Source organism: Pseudomonas sp. CFBP 8772, from assembly GCF_014841665.1.
In the GTDB taxonomy this organism is placed as follows: domain Bacteria; phylum Pseudomonadota; class Gammaproteobacteria; order Pseudomonadales; family Pseudomonadaceae; genus Aquipseudomonas; species Aquipseudomonas graminis_B.
In genome coordinates, this window is the sequence record NZ_JACYUI010000020.1 from 31,979 (window position 1) to 51,699 (window position 19,721).

Consider the following 19,721-nt stretch of genomic DNA (forward strand, 5'->3'; position numbering starts at 1 on the left):
ACACTCCCGGTATCACAAGGTTTGTATAAGCAGGTTTACAGAAATTTCCTTGAGCGCTGCGCTGAGCAACAGTTCCTTGCTGGATGTGACTGTAGCCTGTGAAAAAAGTCCCTTCCAATTTGGATGTGAATCAGCGAACGGCAGGTTGATTCGTGTATCGCCCCAATTTGCTGCACTGATGAATGGAGTTTGCGCAGTGCCCAATAGTTCAGCCGGCAAGCGCGGAACCACAACAATAGCCCGCATCTCCTTCGTTACCCGGGCAAAAGCCACGACGTGATCGGCTTTTTCCCCGACCACTTCCAGCGGTTGATATTCGCCTTCACTGAACAGAGCGGGGTACTGGTTGCGCAGGCTAAGCACCTGAGCAATCAACGCCTGCTTGATCCGGCCGTCGTGCCACTGGTTCAACAGCTCGGTGACCGGCACGGACGCCTGCAACGCTTGTTCGCGAGCGGGGTAATCCACCGGACGGCGGTTGTCCGGATCCACCAGGCTGAAGTCCCAGAACTCGGTGCCCTGATACAGATCAGGCACACCGGGCGCTGTCATTCGCAGCAAAGTTTGCGCCAGACTGTTGAGCGCGCCGGCGGTCGCGATGCGATTGGCCGTGGCACCGATGGATTGGCGCAGTGCCAGACCGTCGGCGCTGAGCAGCACGTGCTCCAGAAACTCGCGGCAAGCGGTCTCGTAGGCCTCGTTGGGCGCGCTCCAGCTGCTGTGCAGTTTGGCTTCACGCAGGGCCTTTTCCTGCCACTGAGTCAGGCGCTTTGCGTAGGCTTCGAAGGCCGACTCGCCTTCGAGATCCAGCGGCCAGCTGCCGATGATCGCTTGATACAGCATCAGCTCGTCACCGGGGCTGATGTGGGTGTCGCCGGTCTTGAGCGGTGCCGACAGCTGCTGCCAGCGTTCGACCTGTTCGGCGTACCAGGGCGCCAGTTCACTAAGCACGGCCAGACGGGTGCGAGTGTCTTCGCCGCGCTTGTGGTCGTGGGTCGCGGTGGTCAGCAGGTTGTTCGGAAAGCTCTTGTGACGCTCGATCGAGACCTGATGAAACGCCTCCACCGGCGCACTGAAATGTTGCGGGTGGAAGCCCACGTCGTTGCGCGACAGCAACACGGCGGAGCGGTAGAACGAGGTGTCTTCCACCGACTTGGCGGCCACTGGCGAGGTCAGCTGCTGGAAACGGTTGCCGGCCTTGCGGCGCATTTCGCGCAACGGGCCCGTCGGGTAGTCACGCAGCTTCTCGCCACCCAGCCACAACTTGAGCGAGTCCAGCACCGGCCAGTCGCCTTCGCTGAGCATCTCGCGCGCGCCATCCATGGCCTGCTGGAAGAAACGCTCGTCTTCGGCAGAACGGCCGCAAGCGGTGAGGTAAGTGCGGTAGACCGGGAAGTTACTGACCAGCGCCAGCAGCGCGCGGCGGATGGCGCCAAGGGTCATGTCGCGGGTCATCACGTCACTGCGCGAAACCTGCAGCAACGCCTGGGCCAGGTTCTCGAAATCGCCGGCCAGTGTGCCGTGAAGGACCAGGTCGCGAGCTTCCAGGACTTCCTTGTTGAAGTCGGCCGTGCGTCCGCTGAGGCGGCTCCACAGCTCCCCCAATACGGCTTCACCCTTGGGATCATGCTGCAGCAGCGACACCTGGTTCATGAATTCATAACCGGTGGTGCCATCGGTATTCCAGTCGGTGCGCAGTTGTTCGTCGGAACCGAGGATCTTCTCGACGAAGATCGGCAGACGGTCCAGCTCGGTGCCTGCCGGGCGCCGTTTCATCAGGCTGTCGACGCGACGGCGCAGCTTGCGGCAGTAGCCGCGCGGGTCGGCCAGGCCATCGATGTGGTCGATGCGCAGACCGTCTACAAGGCCCTCGGCGATGAGTTCGAAAATCTTGCCGTGGGTCGCCTCGAATACCTGCGAGCGCTCGACCTTCAGGCCGCCCAGCTCGTTGATGTCGAAGAAACGCCGCCAGTTGATGTCATCGCCTGCGGTGCGCCAGCTGGCCAGACGATAGTCCTGCTGCTCAAGCAAACGGTGCAGGCGATCGAAGCCCTCCGGCGTGCTGGAATCGAACTGCGCCAGGCCTTCTTCAACGGCCTTGACCAACTCGGGCTTGGCCTTGACCGCCTCGGCCAGTTCCGCCTTGGCCTGGCGCGCACGCTCATAGGCCTGCGGATAGTGGTCGAGGTCGGCAAAGCGCTGGGCCAGTTCGTCCAGTTCGGGACGTTTCCCAGCCTTCAACAGCGGCGCATACGTAGCCGGGTTGATCGGGAAGAGATGCTGGTAGTGCTCGGAGTGGAAGCTGCCGTTTTCTGCATCAAACCGCAGCGGCACTTCGCCGTTCTGCAACACGGTGCCGTAGTCGGTGCTGAGGAACGGCAGCAGCAGTTGGCCCTTGAGCAGCGGGTCCGGGGAATTCCACTGGATGTCGAAGAACTTGGCATACGGGCTGCGTTGACCCCATTCCAGCAGGTCCAGCCACCACGGGTTGTCATTGCCACCGACCGCCATGTGGTTGGAGACGATGTCGAGAATCAGGCCCATGCCGTTCTCGCGCAGCGCCGCGACGAAGCGCAGCAACGCCGGCTCACCGCCCAGCTCGGGGTTGATCACCCGTGGATCGACCACGTCGTAGCCGTGCATGGAACCGGCGCGGGCTTTCAGCAACGGCGAGGCATAAATGTGGCTGATGCCCAGGCTGGCGAAGTACGGCACCAGCTTAGTGGCGTCGTCCAGCGTGAAGTCTTTGTGGAACTGCAAACGCTGGGTGGCGCGCAGGGATTTAAGAGGGGTACTCATTTTTGATCACGCTCCGCGGCTTGTTTACGTGCCGCTGCCAGAATTTCAAGGCGTCGCGCTGCATCGGCGTTGTCCAGCAGTGAACCGCTGTCGCCGTTGAGCCGACGTCGCCAATTGGGATGACTGTCGATAGTGCCGGGGAAGTTCGCCTGCTCCTCGATACCGAGGGCGTCCTCGATCGGGAGCAACACCAACGGAGCCGGGGTGTGGCCGAGGTAAGCGATGCTGTGGTCGATGATGTCGGCGGCGCTGATGTCGTCACCGCCGGTTGGCAGCGTGTAATTCTGCTTGAGTGCCTTGACCAGCCCCTGGCGTTCACGCTCGCGGCTGTCACGCATCTTCTGCTCGGCTTCGTCGTCGACAAACCCGAGGGTCTTGTTCCACTGGATGTCCAGCTCGCTCAGCCAACCGGTGAGGGTAGGGAGGTCATGGGTGCTGGTGGTCGCCAGTGCGTCTCTGGACCATTTGGTGATCGGCTTGAACGTCGCATCATCCTGTTCGAACAACAGCACGCGCATGCCGAGGATTTCACGCTCGGACAGTTTTTCGTGCAGGCCTTCGGGCACGGTGCCGAGGTCTTCGCCGAGAACGATCGCTTCGTGCCGCCAGGACTCCAGGCTCAACAAACGCAGCATGTCGTCCAGCGGGTAGTTCAGGTAAGCACCTTCACTGGCAGGCGATCCCATCGGCACGACCCACAGGCGCTGCAGACCCATCACGTGGTCAATGCGCAGGCCGCCGACGTGGGCGAAATTGGCGCGGAGCATTTCAATGAACGCCTGGAAGCCGTTGCGCTTAAGGCCCGTCGGCGAGAACGCCGAGATGCCCCAGCTCTGGCCCGAGCGATTGAGAATGTCCGGCGGGGCGCCGACGGTCAGCGCGGAAAGCAGCTCATCCTGACGGCTCCAGGCCTGACTGCCGGCACCGTCGGCACCCACCGCCAAGTCGCCGATCAAGCCGACGCTCATGCCGCTCGAACGCGCCGCGGTCTGCGCGCGCTCAAGGCCGCGAGCGATCAGCCACTGGGCGAACGCGTGGAAGCCGATCTCTTTCTCATGCCTGGCGGCGAAGGCGTCGAGGGCGGGGTTCTTCGGATCTTTGTACTGCTCCGGCCATTCATGCCAGTTGCCGCCGATGCCCAGTTCATCGCCGACATCACGCAAGGCCTCAAAGCGGCAGTGGTTTTCCAGCGCTTCACCGCCTGCGCGGCGGAAGCTGTTGAAGTCCTCATGGAAAGGGTGATCGCTGCCCGTGAAGCCGGCATACAGCTCGCGGAACAGTGTCCATTTGGCCTTTGCCGCGGCCGGCCAGTCGATCAGCTGAAGCCCTTCGAGGCGCTTGAATTCCTCGGCCAGGCCAGCCTTCTCGATCGCGACTTCAACCGCACGGTCTCCCAGAATGGTCCCGGGCGCTGCGTACAGCGCGTTGAGGAACAACCGGCTGGACGGCGAATAGGGGCTGTAGCGCTCGCTGTCGTTGGAAAACATCGCGTGAACCGGGCTGATGGCCACGGCCGAGGCGCCACGTGCGCCGGCATCGCGAACGAAAGCTTCCAGCCCCTGGGTGTCGCCGATACCGCCATCACCGTCGCGACGCAGGTAGTACAGCTGCGTGGTCAGGCCCCAGTCGCGGGCGATGGAGTCGTTGCGGGCCATGGTCAGGCTGTAGCAGGTCTTCGGCGCAACGGCGATGGTCAACTGCTGACCATCCACTTCCAGCTGGTGATAGCCGACGGCGGCCAACCCTGGCAGGGCGGCCTTGTCGGTCAGCTTCGCTTCGAGCAGCGAGCCGTCCTCCAGCGTCAGCTTGAACGCGGTGGCTGGCGCGAACCAGCTCGACAGGTCCAGATCCTTGCCATGGTCGACGGTCATCAACGGTGGCGGGGTGGCCGGCTGGCTTTCTTCGTTCAGGCGTTTGAGGCTGGCTTCGACGTCTTCTTCCGTCTCGGCGGGATACCCCAGACCGCCGAGGACCTTGCGCAGGACCTCGGGGCTCACGTGTTGCGGTTTGGCGTTGGCGTCCTTCCAGTCAACCGACAGGCCCGCCTGGGCCGCCAGTGTTTCCAGTTGCTCATTGCTCATCCTGTTCCTCCACAACATCACTCGATTTCAGGCTGACAATGGCCGTGTATGGATTGAGGGTGGCGGATGGGGAAAGTTCTGCGGACTTGGCGTGGGACTGATGAAGCACTCTGTAGCCGCTGTAATCATCGGTGTCGACCGCCTCGGTGCCGAGGTTCAGGTCGATGCGCAGCTCGCTGCCGTCGCCCAGCGTCCAGCGTGCGCTGACGGCTTTGTCGCCCAGCTCTTTCACGCCCAACGCGCTGGCGCCGTGCAGGCGAGGGAACAGTTCGGTCTTGCGAATGTGCAGCAACGTTTTGTAGAGCTCAAGCCAGTTGCGATGGTCCTGACCCTTGTCCGTTTCCAGCAGCAGCGCATCGAACGCCGGGCGCGAGGCTTCGAAGGTCTTCAGCGCGTTGGGATCGGGGATCTGTTCGCGCTTGGCCGGGTCTTTGAACGCGGCAAAATCCTTGAACTCGCCACGACGGCCTTCGCGCACCGCGTCTGCCAGCTCGTCATGGAAGTCCGTGAAGAACAGGAACGGTTCGCTCGCGCCCCATTCATCGCCCATGAACATCAGCGGCACCATCGGTGAAAGCAGCAACAGTGCGGTCGCCGCCTGCAATGCTTGCGGCGGGCTCAGCTGGACCAGGCGCTCGCCGAAGGCACGGTTGCCGATCTGGTCGTGGTTCTGCAAAAACAGCACGAAGGAAGTCGGCGGCAGGTGGCCGCTGGGTTCGCCCCGGGCGTGACCATGGCGGGTGGATTCGCCTTGATAGACAAAGCCTTCACCCAGCAGACGGGCAAGCTTCTGCGTAGGCTTCTCGGCGAAGTCGGTGTAGTACGCGTCCGTCTCGCCGGTCAGCAGGACGTGCAGCGTGTTGTGGCCGTCATCGTTCCACTGGGCGTCGTAGCCCTGATCCATGCGCCCGGCTTCGTTGAACTCGTTTTCCAGGGTCAGCCAGACGTGACGTTCGGACGGGATTGCATCGCGTACGTGTTTGGCCAGGTCTTGCAGGAAGGTCGGGTCTTCGATGGCGTGCACAGCGTCGAAGCGCAGGCCGTCGAACCGATAGTCCTGCAGCCACATCATGGTGTTGTGGATGAAGAAGTCGTGCACCTCACGGCGGCGGAAATCGATCGCGTCGCCCCACGGGGTCTTCTTGTCGCTGCGGAAGAAGTGCTTGGCATAGGCGCCGAGGTAATTGCCGTCCGGGCCGAAGTGGTTGTAGACCACGTCGAGAATGACAGCCAGGCCCAGACCGTGGGCGGTATCGATCAAGTGCTTGAGCTGGTCGGGCGTGCCGTAGGAGGACTGGGCAGCATAAGGCAGCACGCCGTCGTAGCCCCAGTTACGGTTCCCCGGGAACTGCGCGATAGGCATCAGCTCGATAGCGGTGATGCCGGTATCGACCAAGTGCTGGAGGTGCTTTTCAACGCCCTCATAGCCACCCAGTGCACCGACGTGCAGCTCGTAGATGACGGCCTCGTGCCAGGGCCGGCCTTGCCACTCGGTGTTTTCCCACTGATAGGCGGCCTGGTCGACAACGATGCTGTAACCATGCACGTCGCCGTCCTGCGCCCGGGAAGCCGGGTCAGGAACAGTGAGGTTGTTTTGTGCATCGAGGGTGACGTTGTAGCGATAGCGTGTGCCGGCAACACACTCGGTGTCGAGAACGAACCAGCCGTCCTGCTCTGGCTGAAGGGCCTGGGCAGGCCCATTTTCGAATTCGACGCTGACGTTTTTGGCATCCGGTGCCCAGAGGGCAAACCGGGTGTGTTGTTGATCCAGCATGACGGCGCCGTGGCGCCAGTTTTGATCCGTGCGCGAAGGCATCCGTAATTCCTTGATCATTGAGTTATCAGTAGTGCAGTACCGCGACCGCATTCTTTTTCAGCAGCTCCTGGTACAGATCAGCGTAGGGTTCTACCGCTTTGTGCCAATCGAACGGAGCGGCCATGGCGCGGCAGCGCATGGCGTTGAGCAACAGAGGGCTTTCGAAGACCTTGAAGGCGCGGGTGAGGGCGTCGGTGTAGCTTTCGACGGTGGATTCGTCGAACAGAAAGCCGGTGCAGCCGTCTTCAATGGTGTCCGCCAGGCCGCCCGTGCGACGTGCGACCGGCAGCGAGCCGAAGCGCTGTGCGTACATCTGGCTAAGGCCGCAAGGCTCGTAACGCGAGGGCATCAGCAGAAAGTCACTGCCGGCGAACATGCGACGTGCGTCGGTTTCGTTGAAGCCCACCCGGACGCTGACCTGACCCGGGAAACGGGCGGCGAGGTCGCGCATGGCGTCTTCTTCTTCAGGCTCGCCACGGCCGATGATCGCGATCTGGCCGCCGTTGTTGACGATGTGCTCGGCCACGCCAATGGTCAGGTCAAGACCCTTTTGGTAAACCAGACGGGAGACCACGGCGAACAGTGGGCCAGTGGACGGCTCCAGTTCGAACAGCTCGCGCACGTAGTCAGCGTTGATTTCCTTGCGGGTCCACTCATTCGGGGCGAAGCGGCAAATCAGGTGTTCGTCGGTGGCCGCGTCCCAGCTCTCGTCGATGCCGTTGGGGATGCCGCTGAGCTGACCGCGGTCGGCCTTGCTCTGCAGGAAACCTTCGAGCCCGCAGCCGAAATCTGCCGTCGTGATTTCCTTGGCGTAGGTCGCGCTCACGGTGGTGATGTGGCTGGAGTAGGCCATGCCCGCTTTGATGAACGACAGCTGGCCGTAAAATTCCATGCCCTCCGGGTTCAATGCCGAGTCCGGAATGCCCAACTCACGGCTGGAGGCAATGCTCACAAAGCCCTGATACGCCAGGTTGTGAATGGTGAAAATCGACGGCGTGGTCTGACCGCGCCATTTCATATACGCCGGCGCCAGGCCTGCTGGCCAGTCGTGGGCGTGAACCAGCTCGGGGCACCATTGGGTCTTGACCGCGCCGGCTGCAAAGTCGGCGGCCGCCAGGCCCAGGCGGGCAAAACGGATGTGGTTGTCGGACCAGTCGCGGCCGTCATTGTCACCGTAGGGCGTGCCTTCACGCTCGTACAACTCGGGACAGATCAGGACGTAGATGACCAGACCGTCTTTCATGTCCATCCGGCCGATCTTGCAGGGAGGCAGCGCGGCGTGGCCGGGCAGCTCGCTGATGATGTGGATCGGATTGCCGCTATTGATGACCTGTGGATAGCCGGGAATCAGCACGCGTACATCGTGCAGGTGGCGCATGGCGCGCGGCAGTGCGGCAGACACATCGCCCAAGCCGCCGGTTTTCACCAGGTCGGCCATCTCTGAAGTCACGAACAGGACTTTCTTGCGGGTAACCGAAGAAACCACTGGTTGAACAGGAGGCAGTTGCAGCACAGGTGCGCTCGTCGTTGCGAAGACCGGCAGATGGGTCAGCTCGCTGGCCGGCTGATTAAAACTCTCTCCCTTCTGGGTTTTGACAGCGGCACTAATCATCGTTTTCTCCAGTTCGATATGCAGTGTTGGTACAGCACTTAGTTGTAAGCGGCCATTTCCTATGGCCAGGCACACAAGACCTACGCAAGATCGATACCCATTTACCGACTGCAGATAAAGGAACAAGGTGAAAGCGTACTCTGCTTCGATTTTTCAACAGCATAGTTGCTCTATTCACATGACCCCGGCGCCTGTGTAGAAGTTTCGACAATTTTTCCGGGCCGTGTCTGGCATGCGGGGTTGCGATCCGGCGCATCCTGTCATTCGGGGAGTTCTGCCGATCTGCAAGCCCCGGAATGCGCCGTTGTGGAGCATGGGGTGTCGGCCCGTATAACGGGGTGCCGCCGGTCGGATTGTTGGACAATCATCGTGCCGATGGTCTACTCCCGCGCAGGGCCTGCGCCTTTGTGGGACGCGGGACGCACATTTCGATAGCGCTGCCTTTTCTCGGTGCGTGCCGGAACAAATCCTGACCGATCAGAGACATTTCCTACTTCTGTATAAGGATATTTTTGCGGCCAGGGCGTTAGAATCGGCGCCACGCGGCACGTCGGCACACTGAGTCGAGCGCCTGTTGAGGTTTCTCCAGCGGTAGAGGAAGTCAATGCAAGCCCCTGAGGTTCTGGTACTGCAAGCCAGCTATAGCAATTCGGTTCACGCTGAAGCCATCGGGTTTCTGCTCAATCAATACGCCGAGGACGCGATGGGCGGTGGGAAGTCGCTGTCCACGGACACTCGTCAGCAGTTGGCGATCGAACTGGCCAAGCGCCCCCATGCGTTCAGCGTGCTGGCGTTCATCGCCGGCGAGCCGGTTGGCCTGGTCAACTGCTTCGAAGGGTTCTCGACCTTCGCCTGCCGGCCCTTGGTCAACGTCCATGATGTGGTAGTGATCGCCTCGGCCAGAGGGCAGGGCATCAGTCAGAAGATGCTGGCGAAGGTCGAGGAAATCGCCCGCCAGCGCGGCTGCTGCAAAATCACCCTCGAAGTGCTGGAAGGCAACGAAGCCGCCAAAGGCGCCTACCGCAAGCTCGGTTTCGCCGACTACCAGCTGGACCCGCAGATGGGGCGAGCGTTGTTTTGGCAAAAAGCGCTGTAGCTGAGCGCTGTTAGTGGGACCGGCTTCAGCCGGGAAGAGGCCGGTATGAACAGCCTCAATTTTGCGGCGTGACGCCTGACGCTTTCCCGGATGAAGCCGGTCCTACCAAGGCGTTCACTCACGCTCCTGCAAACGCACGCAATAATGCATTCACTCACGCTCCCGCTAAACGCACGCAATAATGCGCAAATCCTTTGTAACAGTTCTGTCCTGTAAGGCGATTCCGAGAGCGCGATAGGATCGCCTCCCGTATTGCTTTCAGGACTCACATGTCGCTCTCTCTGGAACCTCCCAGTCGCCGGTCCCTTTCGAACAGGATTCCAGGCGTTCATTCCGCGTCATCACCCTTAAACAAGATTTCTATCTGGCTCGACCCACTTTGCCGTGTGTCGGGCGTTTTCGTGTCTGTCCCATTGATCGAGAAGGAGCGCTGACCCATGGAATGGATTGCTGATCCCACGGCGTGGCTTGGCCTGTTGACCCTTATCGTGCTTGAGCTGGTGCTCGGCATCGACAACCTGGTGTTCATCGCCATCCTCGCCGACAAGTTGCCGCCTGAGCAGCGCGACCGCGCGCGGGTGCTGGGCTTGTCTCTGGCGTTGATCATGCGTCTGGGCCTGCTCGCGAGCATTTCGTGGATGGTCACGCTGACCGAGCCGCTGTTCGAGATTTTCGAGAAGAGCTTTTCCGGTCGCGACCTGATCATGCTGTTTGGCGGCGTGTTCCTGCTGTTCAAGGCGACCATGGAATTGCACGAGCGGCTGGAAGGCCACGTCGCCCAGCGGGCCGGCAGTACGACCTACGCGCTGTTCTGGCCCATCGTCGCGCAGATCGTCGTGCTCGATGCGGTGTTCTCCCTGGACGCTGTGATCACCGCCGTGGGCATGGTCGATGAGCTGTCGATCATGATGATCGCCGTGGTGTTCTCGATCGCCATCATGATCATCGCCAGCAAGCCGCTGACCGCCTTCGTCAATGCGCACCCGACGGTGATCATGCTGTGCCTGGGCTTTCTGATGATGATCGGCTTCAGCCTGACCGCCGACGGCCTGGGGTTCCATATTCCCAAGGGCTATCTGTACGCGGCCATCGGTTTCTCGATCCTGATCGAGGTGTTCAACCAGATTGCCCGTGCCCGTCGCAAGCGCAGCGTCAAAGGCGACCTGCCGCGCCGCGAACGCACGGCCCACGCCGTGTTGCGCCTGCTGGGTGGCCGCAGGCCGAGTGCCGAGGAGGTCGGTGAGGAGATCGCCGACATGCTCGATGGCGACAGCGAAGAGGTGGTGTTCGATCGCCGCGAGCGGGTGATGATCAGCGGCGTGCTGCAGTTGGCTCAGCGGCCCATTCGCGGTGTGATGACGGTGCGCAACGACGTCGACGTGATCGATCTGGATGACACGCCGGAAGGCATTCGCCAGCGACTGGTCAACTCACCGTACTCACGGCTGCCGTTGATCCGCGGGGGCCGTATCGACGAGCCGCTGGGCTTTGTGCACAAGAAGGAAATGCTCAATGCCTGGCTGTCCGGTGCCGAGCCGAACATCGAACACCTGGCTCGACCGACGCTCAATCTGCTGGAGAGTTTCTCGATCCTCAACGCCCTGGAACAGATGCGCGCCCAGTCCACGCACATTGCGTTCGTGATCAACGAATTCGGCGATTTCGCCGGCATCCTGACCATGACCGATATCCTCGAATCCATCGCCGGCGAGCTGCCGGACGCCAGTGAAATCGAGGGCCCGGACTTGATCGAAGAGGGCGAGGGCGTGCTGGTCAACGCCGCCATGAACCTGAGCCACCTGCGCGAACGCATCGGCTTCAAGGCGCGGGCGACCGGGGACTACCAGACCCTGGCCGGACTGGTGGTGAGCCTGCTGGATCGCTTGCCGGTGACAGGTGATGAGCTGCAATGGGAAGGCTGGCACATCAAGGTCGTGCAAGTGCAGGAGCGGCGGGTGACCCGCGTACTGTTGCGCCAGACGCCGTCAACATAACCTCCGCTGACGCCTACTCATCCCGGCGGAAACAAAAAAGGCCTGCATTGCGCAGGCCTTTTCGTTTGGAGCGAACCTTACTTCGCCTCTATTACTTGTTCACCACCTGAGGCATGGCGCCGGGCTGGCTGGCGGCCTTCTCCATGTGGGCAAAGTCACTCAAGCCCTTCGGCGCATAGGGGTCGCCGATCAGTCGAGGGCGCGCCTTGAAGTCCAGGCTGACCAGGCTCTTGGTGGTATCGAGTTCATCAAAGCTCAGCCCTGCCAGTTGCGCCCAGGTGTGGATCAGGTTGGAACTGGTGTAAGGACGGTCGTGGATGCTCTCGAAATTCCAGTCATGGGTCTGCTTCCACTTCGGCGAGGCGTAGGCAATGAACGGCACGGTGTACATCGGGATCGTCGGCTTGTTCTCGTTGCGGCCCAGGGTATTGCGGCCTGGCGAGTCATAGACGTCTTCGCCGTGGTCCGAGAGGTACAGCAGGAAGCCGTTCGGGTCGGCCTTGCCGTATTCCTTGATCAGGCTGGAGACCACGAAATCGTTGTACAGCACGGCGTTGTCGTAGCTGTTGTAGAACTCCAGCTTGCTGTCATCGATGTCCGCCGGCACGCCCTCACGTCCGCTGAATTTCGCGAATTCTTCCGGGAAGCGGTACTGATAAGCCATGTGCGTGCCGAGCAGGTGAACCACAATCAGTTTGCGCGGCGCGGCATCGGTCAGTGCCTTGGCGAACGGCGCGAGCACGTCGCCGTCGTACTGGCGGGCGTTCTGGTTGCGGTTGTTGTTCAGATAGACCTGCTCGTCAGCCTGCTCGGAGAAGGTGGTCAGCATCGTGTTGCGCTTGGTCATCGTCTGCTGGTTGGTGATCCAGAAGGTCTTGTAGCCCGCCTGTTTCATCACGCTGACGATGGACGGCGTCTTCAGGTAAAGGTCCGGGTTTTCCTCGTCGGCGAAGGTCAATACCTGCTGCAGGGCCTCGATGGTGTAAGGCCGTGGGGTGATGACGTTGTTGAACACCTGCAACTGGTCCTTCATGGCGTCCAGGTTCGGCGTCGTCTGGCGCGGGTAGCCGTACAGATGCATGCGCCCGCGGTTGGTCGACTCGCCAATCACCAGCACCAGGGTGGTGGGCAGGTTCGCTTGGGCGTCCTTGAGGTTTTTCAGCGGTGCGATGTTGCTGCTGCTGGTCAGCATGTCCTGCATGCCATCCAGCTGCTGGGTGTAACGGTGATAGGCGACGATCATCTGCCATGGCACCGCCGGCTCGATGCGCGACTCGAAGGCTTCGAGGGCCGAGGCGGTGTCGTCGTGGCGGGCGAACTGCTTGGCCAGCGGGTAACCGATGATGCCGATCAACAGTGCGGCGGCCACGGCGTACGCGCGAGGACGCGGCATGTACACCGGGCGAAGGCGGGTCCACAGGAATATCGCGAACGCGGTGTGGGCGATGAACGCCAGCACGATCCACCACGCGAAGTACTGGGTCATGTATTCGCCGGCTTCAGAGATGTTCGATTCGAACATGATGAAGATGACGCTCTGGGAAAACTCCTGCTGGTAAATGAAGAAGTAACCCAGGCTCGCCATGGAGCAGGCCCACAGAACCACCCCGATGACGGCCGCCATGACCCGGGTCTTTTGCGGGAACATCAGCATGGGCGCGAGCCAGATGCCGCTGATCACGAACGCCTGACGGAAGCCGGCAAAGCCGGTGATACCGGTTAGCTGAATAAGCAGCTGAGTGATGCCCGAGAAGTACCAGAAAAACACGAACAGCCAGATGATGCCCGCCCAGTCGAACCCTTTCGGAGTCGCAGTGCTCCGTTTCATCGTTGTCATCAAGCGCTCCGCTATAGACCTTTTCAGGCGGCAGAACACCGCCTGAACTCATTCCAGTGCCAGCAATTGGCCAGCAACCAACCTGTTAAGGGTCGGGAGTATGTTTTCAGGCGGGTGAAAATTTTGTCACGCGGGGCGTTGCGAAAACGGTGAAACCGGCTATGGGCCTCAATCGCAGTCCAGGCGGGGAACGTAACAACGTGTGTCGGGTCCGACGGAGGGTCGAAAGGGGCGTCGAGCGCGCGGCATTGCGAGTACAGGCAGGGGAGTGCGAGGGATGCGCCGGCAAGCCTGCAGATCAGGCTTGCCTTGGGAGGAGGGGTGTCGCGGATCAGGCGTGCAGGGCGTTGCTGCTGCCGATGAGCTGGGCGTGCTGCAGCATCGAAGTCAGCTGGGCGACTTTCTTCTGCAATACGGCGCGTTCTTCCCTGAGCTGGCGCAGCTCGTCACGACGGATTGTGACGTAAAGGGTCTGTGGAGCGTTGGCTGTCATTACTGTGCCCATTGCACACCTCGCAAATGGCGGATTCAACTTCATAAGGTTCAAGCAAGGACGCCTGCTACCTGGCATGTCCTGCTCACTACCTCTATCGGCCGGGATTCTGATTTCTTTTGCGTAAAAAAGGAACTTTTTTATTTTTGATTGTCGCGAACGTTTCTTGATCGCGAAAACGTGCGTCATAGGGCAGTCTTGCAGACCTCTGTGCCCCTGCACATGAAACTTTTTTCACCGGGAAACCATAGTTTGCCTCCCCGGACTAACCCACTATGCGGCACTGGGCTATAAACTGAGGCACCTCTGAATTTGATTAAGGAGCACCTCTACATGCAACTCGGGATTGTTGGACTAGGCCGCATGGGCGGCAACATCGCACGTCGACTGATGCTCAATGGCCACACGACTGTGGTCTATGATCGCGATGAGAAGTCTCGCACCGTGCTCGCCAACGAAGGTTCAACGCCAGCCCATGACCTCGCGTCACTGGTTGCGGCGCTGGAAAAACCGCGGGCCGTCTGGGTGATGTTGCCTGCTGGCGCTCCAACCGAAGACACCATCAACGAGCTGGCCACTTTGCTCGATGCCGACGACGTGATCATCGACGGCGGCAACACCTTCTACAAGGACGACGTCCGTCGCTCCCTCGCCCTTAAAGACAAGAACCTGCACTACGTCGATGTCGGCACCTCGGGCGGCGTCTGGGGTCTGGAACGCGGCTACTGCATGATGATCGGCGGCGAAACCGACGTCGTCACGCGCCTTGACCCGATCTTCAAGACCCTGGCCCCGGGCATTGGCGACATCCCGCGCACCAGGGACCGTGCCAAGGACGCCGACCCGCGTGCCGAACACGGCTACATCCACGCCGGTCCGCCGGGCGCCGGGCACTTCGTCAAGATGATCCACAACGGCATCGAGTACGGCATGATGCAGGCCTTCGCCGAAGGCTTCGACATCCTCAAGACCAAGAATTCGGACAACCTCCCGGTTGAACAGCGCTTCGACCTGAACCTGGGCGACATCGCCGAAGTCTGGCGTCGCGGCAGCGTGGTGTCTTCCTGGCTGCTCGACCTGACCGCCGACGCACTGGCCACCGACCCTCAGCTCAACGCCTATTCCGGTTCCGTGGCCGACAGCGGTGAAGGCCGCTGGACCATCGAAGCGGCCATGGAGCAGGCGGTACCGGTTCCCGTGCTGTCCACTTCGCTGTTCGCCCGCTTCCGCTCCCGTCAACAAAGCACGTACGGCGACAAGATGCTGTCCGCCATGCGTTTTGGATTCGGTGGTCATAAGGAACCAAAATAATGGGTTTATCCCGCAGCAAGCAGAATGCGCCGGTCGCTCCGGCGACCACGCTGTTCCTCTTCGGCGCCCATGGTGACCTGGTCAAACGGCTGTTGATGCCGGCCCTCTATAACCTGTTTCGCGACGGGTTGGTGGGGGAGGACCTGCACATCGTCGGCGTTGACCACAACACCGTCAGCGATGCCGATTTCGCCAAGAAGCTCGAAGACTTCATACGTCAGGAGGCGGCCAGCAAGGTCGCCCAGGGCGGCGAAGAGCCTCTGGATCCGGCGCTGTGGGGCAGCCTGTCGAAGCGCATCACTTACATCACCGGCGATTTTCTCGACGATTCCACGTATTCGGACATCGACGCGAAGATCAAGAGCACGGGCACCCGCAACGCCGTGTTCTACTTGGCGACTGCGCCGCGTTTCTTCAGTGAGGTGACGCAGCGTCTGGGCTCTTCCGGGCTGATGGTCGAGGACGACGAGAGCTTTCGTCGCGTGGTGATCGAGAAGCCGTTCGGCCACGATCTGCCCAGTGCGGTGGCCCTGAACAACTGCTTGCTGAAGGTCATGAGCGAGAAGCAGATCTACCGGATCGACCACTATCTGGGCAAGGAAACGGTGCAGAACATTTTGGTCAGCCGTTTCTCCAACGGCCTGTTCGAGTCGTTCTGGAATAACCACTACATCGACCACGTGCAGATCACCGCAGCCGAAACCGTGGGCGTTGAAACCCGTGGCAGCTTCTACGAAACCACCGGTGCCCTGCGGGACATGGTGCCCAATCACCTGTTCCAGCTGCTGGCGATGGTAGCGATGGAGCCGCCGGCTGCATTCGGTGCCGATGCCGTGCGCGGCGAAAAGGCCAAGGTGGTCGGCGCGATCCGGCCCTGGTCGGAAATGGAAGCGCTGGCCAATTCGGTGCGCGGTCAGTACGCCGAGAGCAACATCGACGGCAAGCCCGTCACCGGTTACCGCCAGGAAGACCGTGTCGATCCCGAGAGCAACACCGAGACCTACGTCGCACTCAAGGTCATGATCGATAACTGGCGCTGGATGGGCGTGCCGTTCTACCTGCGCACTGGCAAGCGCATGAGCGTGCGCGACACCGAGATCGCCATCTGCTTCAAGCCTGCGCCGTATGCCCAGTTTCGCGACACCGATGTCGACAGCGTCGCGCCGAATTTCCTCAAGATCCAGATCCAGCCTGACGAAGGCATGTGGTTCGATCTGCAGGCGAAGAAGCCCGGCCCGACCCTCGACATGCAGACCATTGAATTGGGTTTCGCCTACAAGGACTTCTTCGAGATGCAGCCGTCGACCGGGTACGAAACCCTGATCTACGACTGCCTGACCGGTGACCAGACCCTGTTCCAGCGTGCCGACAACATTGAAAACGGTTGGCGTGCCGTGCAGCCGTTCATCGATGCCTGGGCCAAGGATCCGCAGGTGGACCTCTATCACGCGGGCGAGGACGGGCCCTCGGAGGCCGATGAGTTGCTGGCCCGTGACGGCCGCACATGGCAGCGCCTGGGATGAGTGACGCTTCGCAGTCCCTCATCCAGTTCATGTTGTCCGACATCGATGGCACGCTGCTGCACCCCGATCACAGCCTGAGCCAGGCCAACATCGATGCGGTGCGCAAGCTGCAGGAGGCCGGGATTCATTTCTCGGTCGCCAGCAGCCGGCCCCCTCGGGCCATGCGGCAGCAGATCGAAGCCCTGGGCATCACGCTGCCGACCGTGGCGTTCAACGGTGCCAACATCATCAATCCTGACGGCAGCCTGCTGAAGGCCCACCGCATCAATGCCGCCGCGGCGCGCACCAGCCTCGAGCTGTTCGCCAGCGAGGCGGTGGCGGTCTGGGTGTTCGCCGACGACCAGTGGCTGCTGCTCAATCCCGAAGGGGATTACGTCGACCACGAGCGCAACACGCTGGGCTACGACTTCGTCCACGTCGCCAGCTTCGACGACTACCTGGACCGCATCGACAAGATCGTCGCGGCGAGCAAGGACTTCGAGCTGCTCAAGCGCCTGGAGGTCAAGCTCAACCCGCTGATCGCCGAGTCCGCACTGGCGGCGCGTTCGCAGTCCTATTACCTCGACGTCACCGCACTGGACGCCAACAAGGGCACTGCCCTTGAGACGCTGGCCGATGCGTTGGGCGTCCCGCTGGCCCACACCGCCGCGATCGGCGATGCGGGCAACGACGTGGCGATGTTCCTGCGCGCCGGGTTGTCGATTGCCATGGGGCAGGCCGAAGTGGGCGTGAAGACCCAAGCCAACTACGTTACCGACAGCAATGCCGATGACGGCCTGGCCAGGGCCATCGAGCGATACATCCTGCCCCGTTGATTCGGGGCGGCGATTGCGCTGCTACTCATGGGTTCAGCTACTCAAGGGCACGGCGCACAACAACACTAACGTGCTCACCGAGAGGAATAACCGCCCGATGGCTGTGTTGATTGAAGACTACGCGCTGCTCGGCAACTGCCGGACCGCCGCGCTGGTGGCCCGCGACGGGTCACTGGACTGGCTGTGTTTCCCGCGCTTTGATGCGCCAGCCTGTTTCGCCGCGCTGCTGGGTGACAGCAACAACGGGCGCTGGAAGCTGGCCCCGGTTGACGGCCGCGCCCGGACGCGCCGCAGCTATCGCGACGGCACACTGATTCTCGAAACCCTCTTCACCACCGACACCGGACAGGCGTTGCTCATCGATTTCATGCCCATGGAGATCGACAGCAGCGTGGTGCGCATCGTCGTCGGCGTGGAGGGGCGCGTGGATTTCTCCATGGACCTGGCGATTCGCTTTGACTACGGCAGCACGGTGCCGTGGGTCGAGAAGCGCGAGCCGCACACGATGACCGCCGTTGCCGGCCCGGACATGCTGGTGCTGCGCACGCCTGCCGAACTGCACCCGATGGACCACCACACCGAGAGCCTGTTCAGCGTTGAAGCAGGCCAGCGGCTGGGTTTCGCGTTGTCCTGGCAGGTCTCCCACGAGCCGGTGCGTGGGGGCTTCGATATGGAGTCGGCGCTGCAGCAGACCGAAACGTTCTGGCGGGGTTTTTCTGACCGCTGCCCGGATGTCGGTCCCTGGACGGACCAGGTCAAACGTTCGCTGATCACCCTCAAAGCCATGACCTACGCGCCCACCGGCGGGATCGTCGCAGCGGTGACCACGTCGCTGCCCGAACAGTTGGGCGGCGAGCGCAACTGGGATTACCGCTTCTGCTGGCTGCGCGATGCGACCATGACCCTGCTGGCGTTCATGAACCTGGGCTATTTCGAAGAAGCGACTGCGTGGCGCAACTGGCTGCTGCGCTCCATCGCCGGCAACCCGGATCAAGTCCAGATCATGTACGGCCTGGCAGGCGAGCGACGTTTGCTGGAGTATGAATTGCCTTGGCTGGCCGGTTACGCGCAATCGCGTCCGGTGCGGGTGGGCAACGGCGCGGCCAGTCAGGTGCAGTTGGACGTCTACGGCGAAGTCGCCGACGCCATGACCCAAGCCCTTAAAAACGGATTGCCGGCGCTGCCGCGCGGCACGGAAATCCAGAAAGTGATCATGCCGTTTCTGGAAAAAGTCTGGCATCAACCGGACGCCGGCATTTGGGAAATCCGTTCGGCGCCGCGGCACTTCACCCATTCCAAAGTCATGGCCTGGGTGTCGTTCGACCGCAATGCCGGGGTGTTGGCCAAGAGCGATGACCCGGAAGAGCGCGAGCGGGGACAGCACTATCGGCAGGTTGCCGATCAGATTCACGCCGACGTCTGCGCCAACGGTTACGACGCCGCACTGGGCAGCTTCGTGCAGACCTACGGCGGCCAGGAAATGGACGCCAGTCTGCTGCAGATCGCGCTCACCGGCTTCCTCCCCGTCGACGACCCCCGCGTCACCGGCACCGTCACGCGGATAGAACAATCGCTGATGAAAGACGGCCTGCTATTGCGCTACGACAGCGAGCGCAGCACCGATGGCGTGTCGGGCAGCGAAGGGACGTTCCTGGTGTGCTCGTTCTGGCTCGCCGACGTCTACGTGCTCCAAGGCCGCGACGAAGAAGCCCAACTCCTCTTCGAACGCCTGTGCGGTCTGTGCAACGACGTCGGCCTCCTCGCCGAACAATACGACCCCCAGCAAAACCGCATGCTCGGCAACTTCCCCCAGGCTTTCAGCCACATCGGCATCATCAACACCGCCCTCAACCTGCACCGCGTCATCTGCCCCGTAAAAACCCGCGCGGCCACACCGTCATAGTGGGGTCGGCATCGCCGGGAAGACGATGCGTTACACCCATGGATTAAGGGCGCCTGCACGGGCCTCTTCCCGGCTAAAGCCGGTCCCACTAAAAGCACCGCATCCACCCTGTAGGACCGGCTTCAGCCGGGAAGCTTTTGCTGTTGATTTTGATCTTCATACGCAAAAAGCCCAGACACCGCAGAACGCGACTTGGGTGCAGGCTGAACGCAGGTTTCGCGGAGTGGGCCGAGCCGCATGGATGCGGCGAGAGCGCCGTCAGGACATGGATGTCCGTTCGGCGCGGGCCCACGGAGCGAGACCGGAGTGAGGGTACTCCGACGAAGGAGGAGCCCAACCAGGAGCACAAGCCCTTGGTTACTTGGGACTGTCAGATTTTTTGTGTGCGGGCCGGTTACGGCCTGCCGTTAGGCAGGCCGTGCTCTTACCAGGCCGGCCTGA

The 19,721-nt window shown here is 61.6% G+C and carries 12 protein-coding genes; 6 read left to right on the forward strand and 6 right to left on the reverse strand.

Annotation, left to right across the window (positions count from 1 at the left end; genetic code table 11):
* Positions 1 to 12 precede the first annotated feature (12 nt).
* Genes IFT99_RS25160 through glgA form a run of 4 tightly spaced genes read right to left on the reverse strand, consistent with a single transcriptional unit; the run spans position 13 to position 8,308 of the window.
* Positions 13 to 2,799: a malto-oligosyltrehalose synthase gene (locus IFT99_RS25160; RefSeq protein ID WP_192135933.1), complete on the reverse strand. Its 2,787-nt coding sequence runs from the start codon at positions 2,797 to 2,799 to the stop codon at positions 13 to 15.
* Positions 2,796 to 4,880, reverse strand: coding sequence for a 4-alpha-glucanotransferase (gene malQ, locus IFT99_RS25165; protein ID WP_192135935.1), 2,085 nt, complete (start codon positions 4,878 to 4,880; stop codon positions 2,796 to 2,798). The genes IFT99_RS25160 and malQ overlap by 4 nt, the downstream gene beginning before the upstream one ends.
* On the reverse strand, positions 4,870 to 6,696 hold the full coding sequence (treZ, locus tag IFT99_RS25170; RefSeq protein WP_192135937.1) for a malto-oligosyltrehalose trehalohydrolase: 1,827 nt from the start codon (positions 6,694 to 6,696) through the stop codon (positions 4,870 to 4,872). The genes malQ and treZ overlap by 11 nt, the downstream gene beginning before the upstream one ends.
* A gap of 25 nt (positions 6,697 to 6,721) precedes the next feature.
* Entirely contained in the window at positions 6,722 to 8,308 is a 1,587-nt protein-coding gene (glgA, locus tag IFT99_RS25175) for a glycogen synthase GlgA (RefSeq protein WP_065987170.1), read from the reverse strand.
* A gap of 604 nt (positions 8,309 to 8,912) precedes the next feature.
* Here glgA and IFT99_RS25180 point away from each other — a divergent pair.
* Both IFT99_RS25180 and IFT99_RS25185 read left to right on the forward strand, forming a co-directional pair.
* Positions 8,913 to 9,404: a GNAT family N-acetyltransferase gene (locus IFT99_RS25180; RefSeq protein WP_192135939.1), complete on the forward strand. Its 492-nt coding sequence runs from the start codon at positions 8,913 to 8,915 to the stop codon at positions 9,402 to 9,404.
* A 437-nt stretch (positions 9,405 to 9,841) separates the two neighbouring features.
* Entirely contained in the window at positions 9,842 to 11,398 is a 1,557-nt protein-coding gene (locus IFT99_RS25185) for a TerC family protein (protein ID WP_192135941.1), read from the forward strand.
* Between the two features lie 91 nt (positions 11,399 to 11,489).
* Here the strand turns inward: IFT99_RS25185 and IFT99_RS25190 are convergent, their stop codons facing one another.
* Together IFT99_RS25190 and IFT99_RS25195 are read right to left on the reverse strand one after the other, a co-directional pair.
* Positions 11,490 to 13,235 carry a phosphoethanolamine transferase CptA gene (locus IFT99_RS25190; RefSeq protein WP_192135943.1) on the reverse strand — a complete coding sequence of 582 codons (1,746 nt, stop codon included), beginning with the start codon at positions 13,233 to 13,235 and terminating at the stop codon, positions 11,490 to 11,492.
* A 331-nt stretch (positions 13,236 to 13,566) separates the two neighbouring features.
* Complete coding sequence (locus IFT99_RS25195; RefSeq protein ID WP_141695114.1) at positions 13,567 to 13,740, reverse strand: DUF6026 family protein; 174 nt, start codon at positions 13,738 to 13,740, stop codon at positions 13,567 to 13,569.
* 321 nt (positions 13,741 to 14,061) lie between these two features.
* Between IFT99_RS25195 and gnd the strand changes: the two genes are divergently transcribed.
* From gnd to IFT99_RS25215, 4 genes are all read left to right on the forward strand, one after another.
* Positions 14,062 to 15,039, forward strand: coding sequence for a phosphogluconate dehydrogenase (NAD(+)-dependent, decarboxylating) (gene gnd / locus IFT99_RS25200; protein ID WP_065987181.1), 978 nt, complete (start codon positions 14,062 to 14,064; stop codon positions 15,037 to 15,039).
* Positions 15,039 to 16,562, forward strand: a complete 1,524-nt coding sequence (zwf, locus tag IFT99_RS25205) for a glucose-6-phosphate dehydrogenase (RefSeq protein WP_192135945.1) — start codon at positions 15,039 to 15,041, stop codon at positions 16,560 to 16,562. Before gnd ends, zwf begins: the two co-directional genes overlap by 1 nt.
* Positions 16,559 to 17,377, forward strand: coding sequence for an HAD family hydrolase (locus IFT99_RS25210; RefSeq protein ID WP_192135946.1), 819 nt, complete (start codon positions 16,559 to 16,561; stop codon positions 17,375 to 17,377). Before zwf ends, IFT99_RS25210 begins: the two co-directional genes overlap by 4 nt.
* A gap of 97 nt (positions 17,378 to 17,474) precedes the next feature.
* A complete protein-coding gene (locus IFT99_RS25215; RefSeq protein ID WP_192135948.1) occupies positions 17,475 to 19,280 on the forward strand; it encodes a glycoside hydrolase family 15 protein in 1,806 nt (601 codons plus the stop codon).
* Positions 19,281 to 19,721: the final 441 nt, after the last annotated feature.

Bases quoted from the DNA above. Each gene is read 5' to 3' on its own strand.
- IFT99_RS25215 (WP_192135948.1), top strand. From the start codon at position 17,475: ATGGCTGTGTTGATTGAAGACTACGCGCTGCTCGGCAACTGCCGGACC.
- malQ (WP_192135935.1), bottom strand. From the start codon at position 4,880: ATGAGCAATGAGCAACTGGAAACACTGGCGGCCCAGGCGGGCCTGTCG.
- IFT99_RS25210 (WP_192135946.1), top strand. From the start codon at position 16,559: ATGAGTGACGCTTCGCAGTCCCTCATCCAGTTCATGTTGTCCGACATC.
- treZ (WP_192135937.1), bottom strand. From the start codon at position 6,696: ATGCCTTCGCGCACGGATCAAAACTGGCGCCACGGCGCCGTCATGCTG.
- IFT99_RS25185 (WP_192135941.1), top strand. From the start codon at position 9,842: ATGGAATGGATTGCTGATCCCACGGCGTGGCTTGGCCTGTTGACCCTT.
- zwf (WP_192135945.1), top strand. From the start codon at position 15,039: ATGGGTTTATCCCGCAGCAAGCAGAATGCGCCGGTCGCTCCGGCGACC.
- IFT99_RS25195 (WP_141695114.1), bottom strand. From the start codon at position 13,740: ATGGGCACAGTAATGACAGCCAACGCTCCACAGACCCTTTACGTCACA.
- IFT99_RS25190 (WP_192135943.1), bottom strand. From the start codon at position 13,235: ATGACAACGATGAAACGGAGCACTGCGACTCCGAAAGGGTTCGACTGG.
- gnd (WP_065987181.1), top strand. From the start codon at position 14,062: ATGCAACTCGGGATTGTTGGACTAGGCCGCATGGGCGGCAACATCGCA.
- IFT99_RS25180 (WP_192135939.1), top strand. From the start codon at position 8,913: ATGCAAGCCCCTGAGGTTCTGGTACTGCAAGCCAGCTATAGCAATTCG.
- glgA (WP_065987170.1), bottom strand. From the start codon at position 8,308: ATGATTAGTGCCGCTGTCAAAACCCAGAAGGGAGAGAGTTTTAATCAG.
- IFT99_RS25160 (WP_192135933.1), bottom strand. From the start codon at position 2,799: ATGAGTACCCCTCTTAAATCCCTGCGCGCCACCCAGCGTTTGCAGTTC.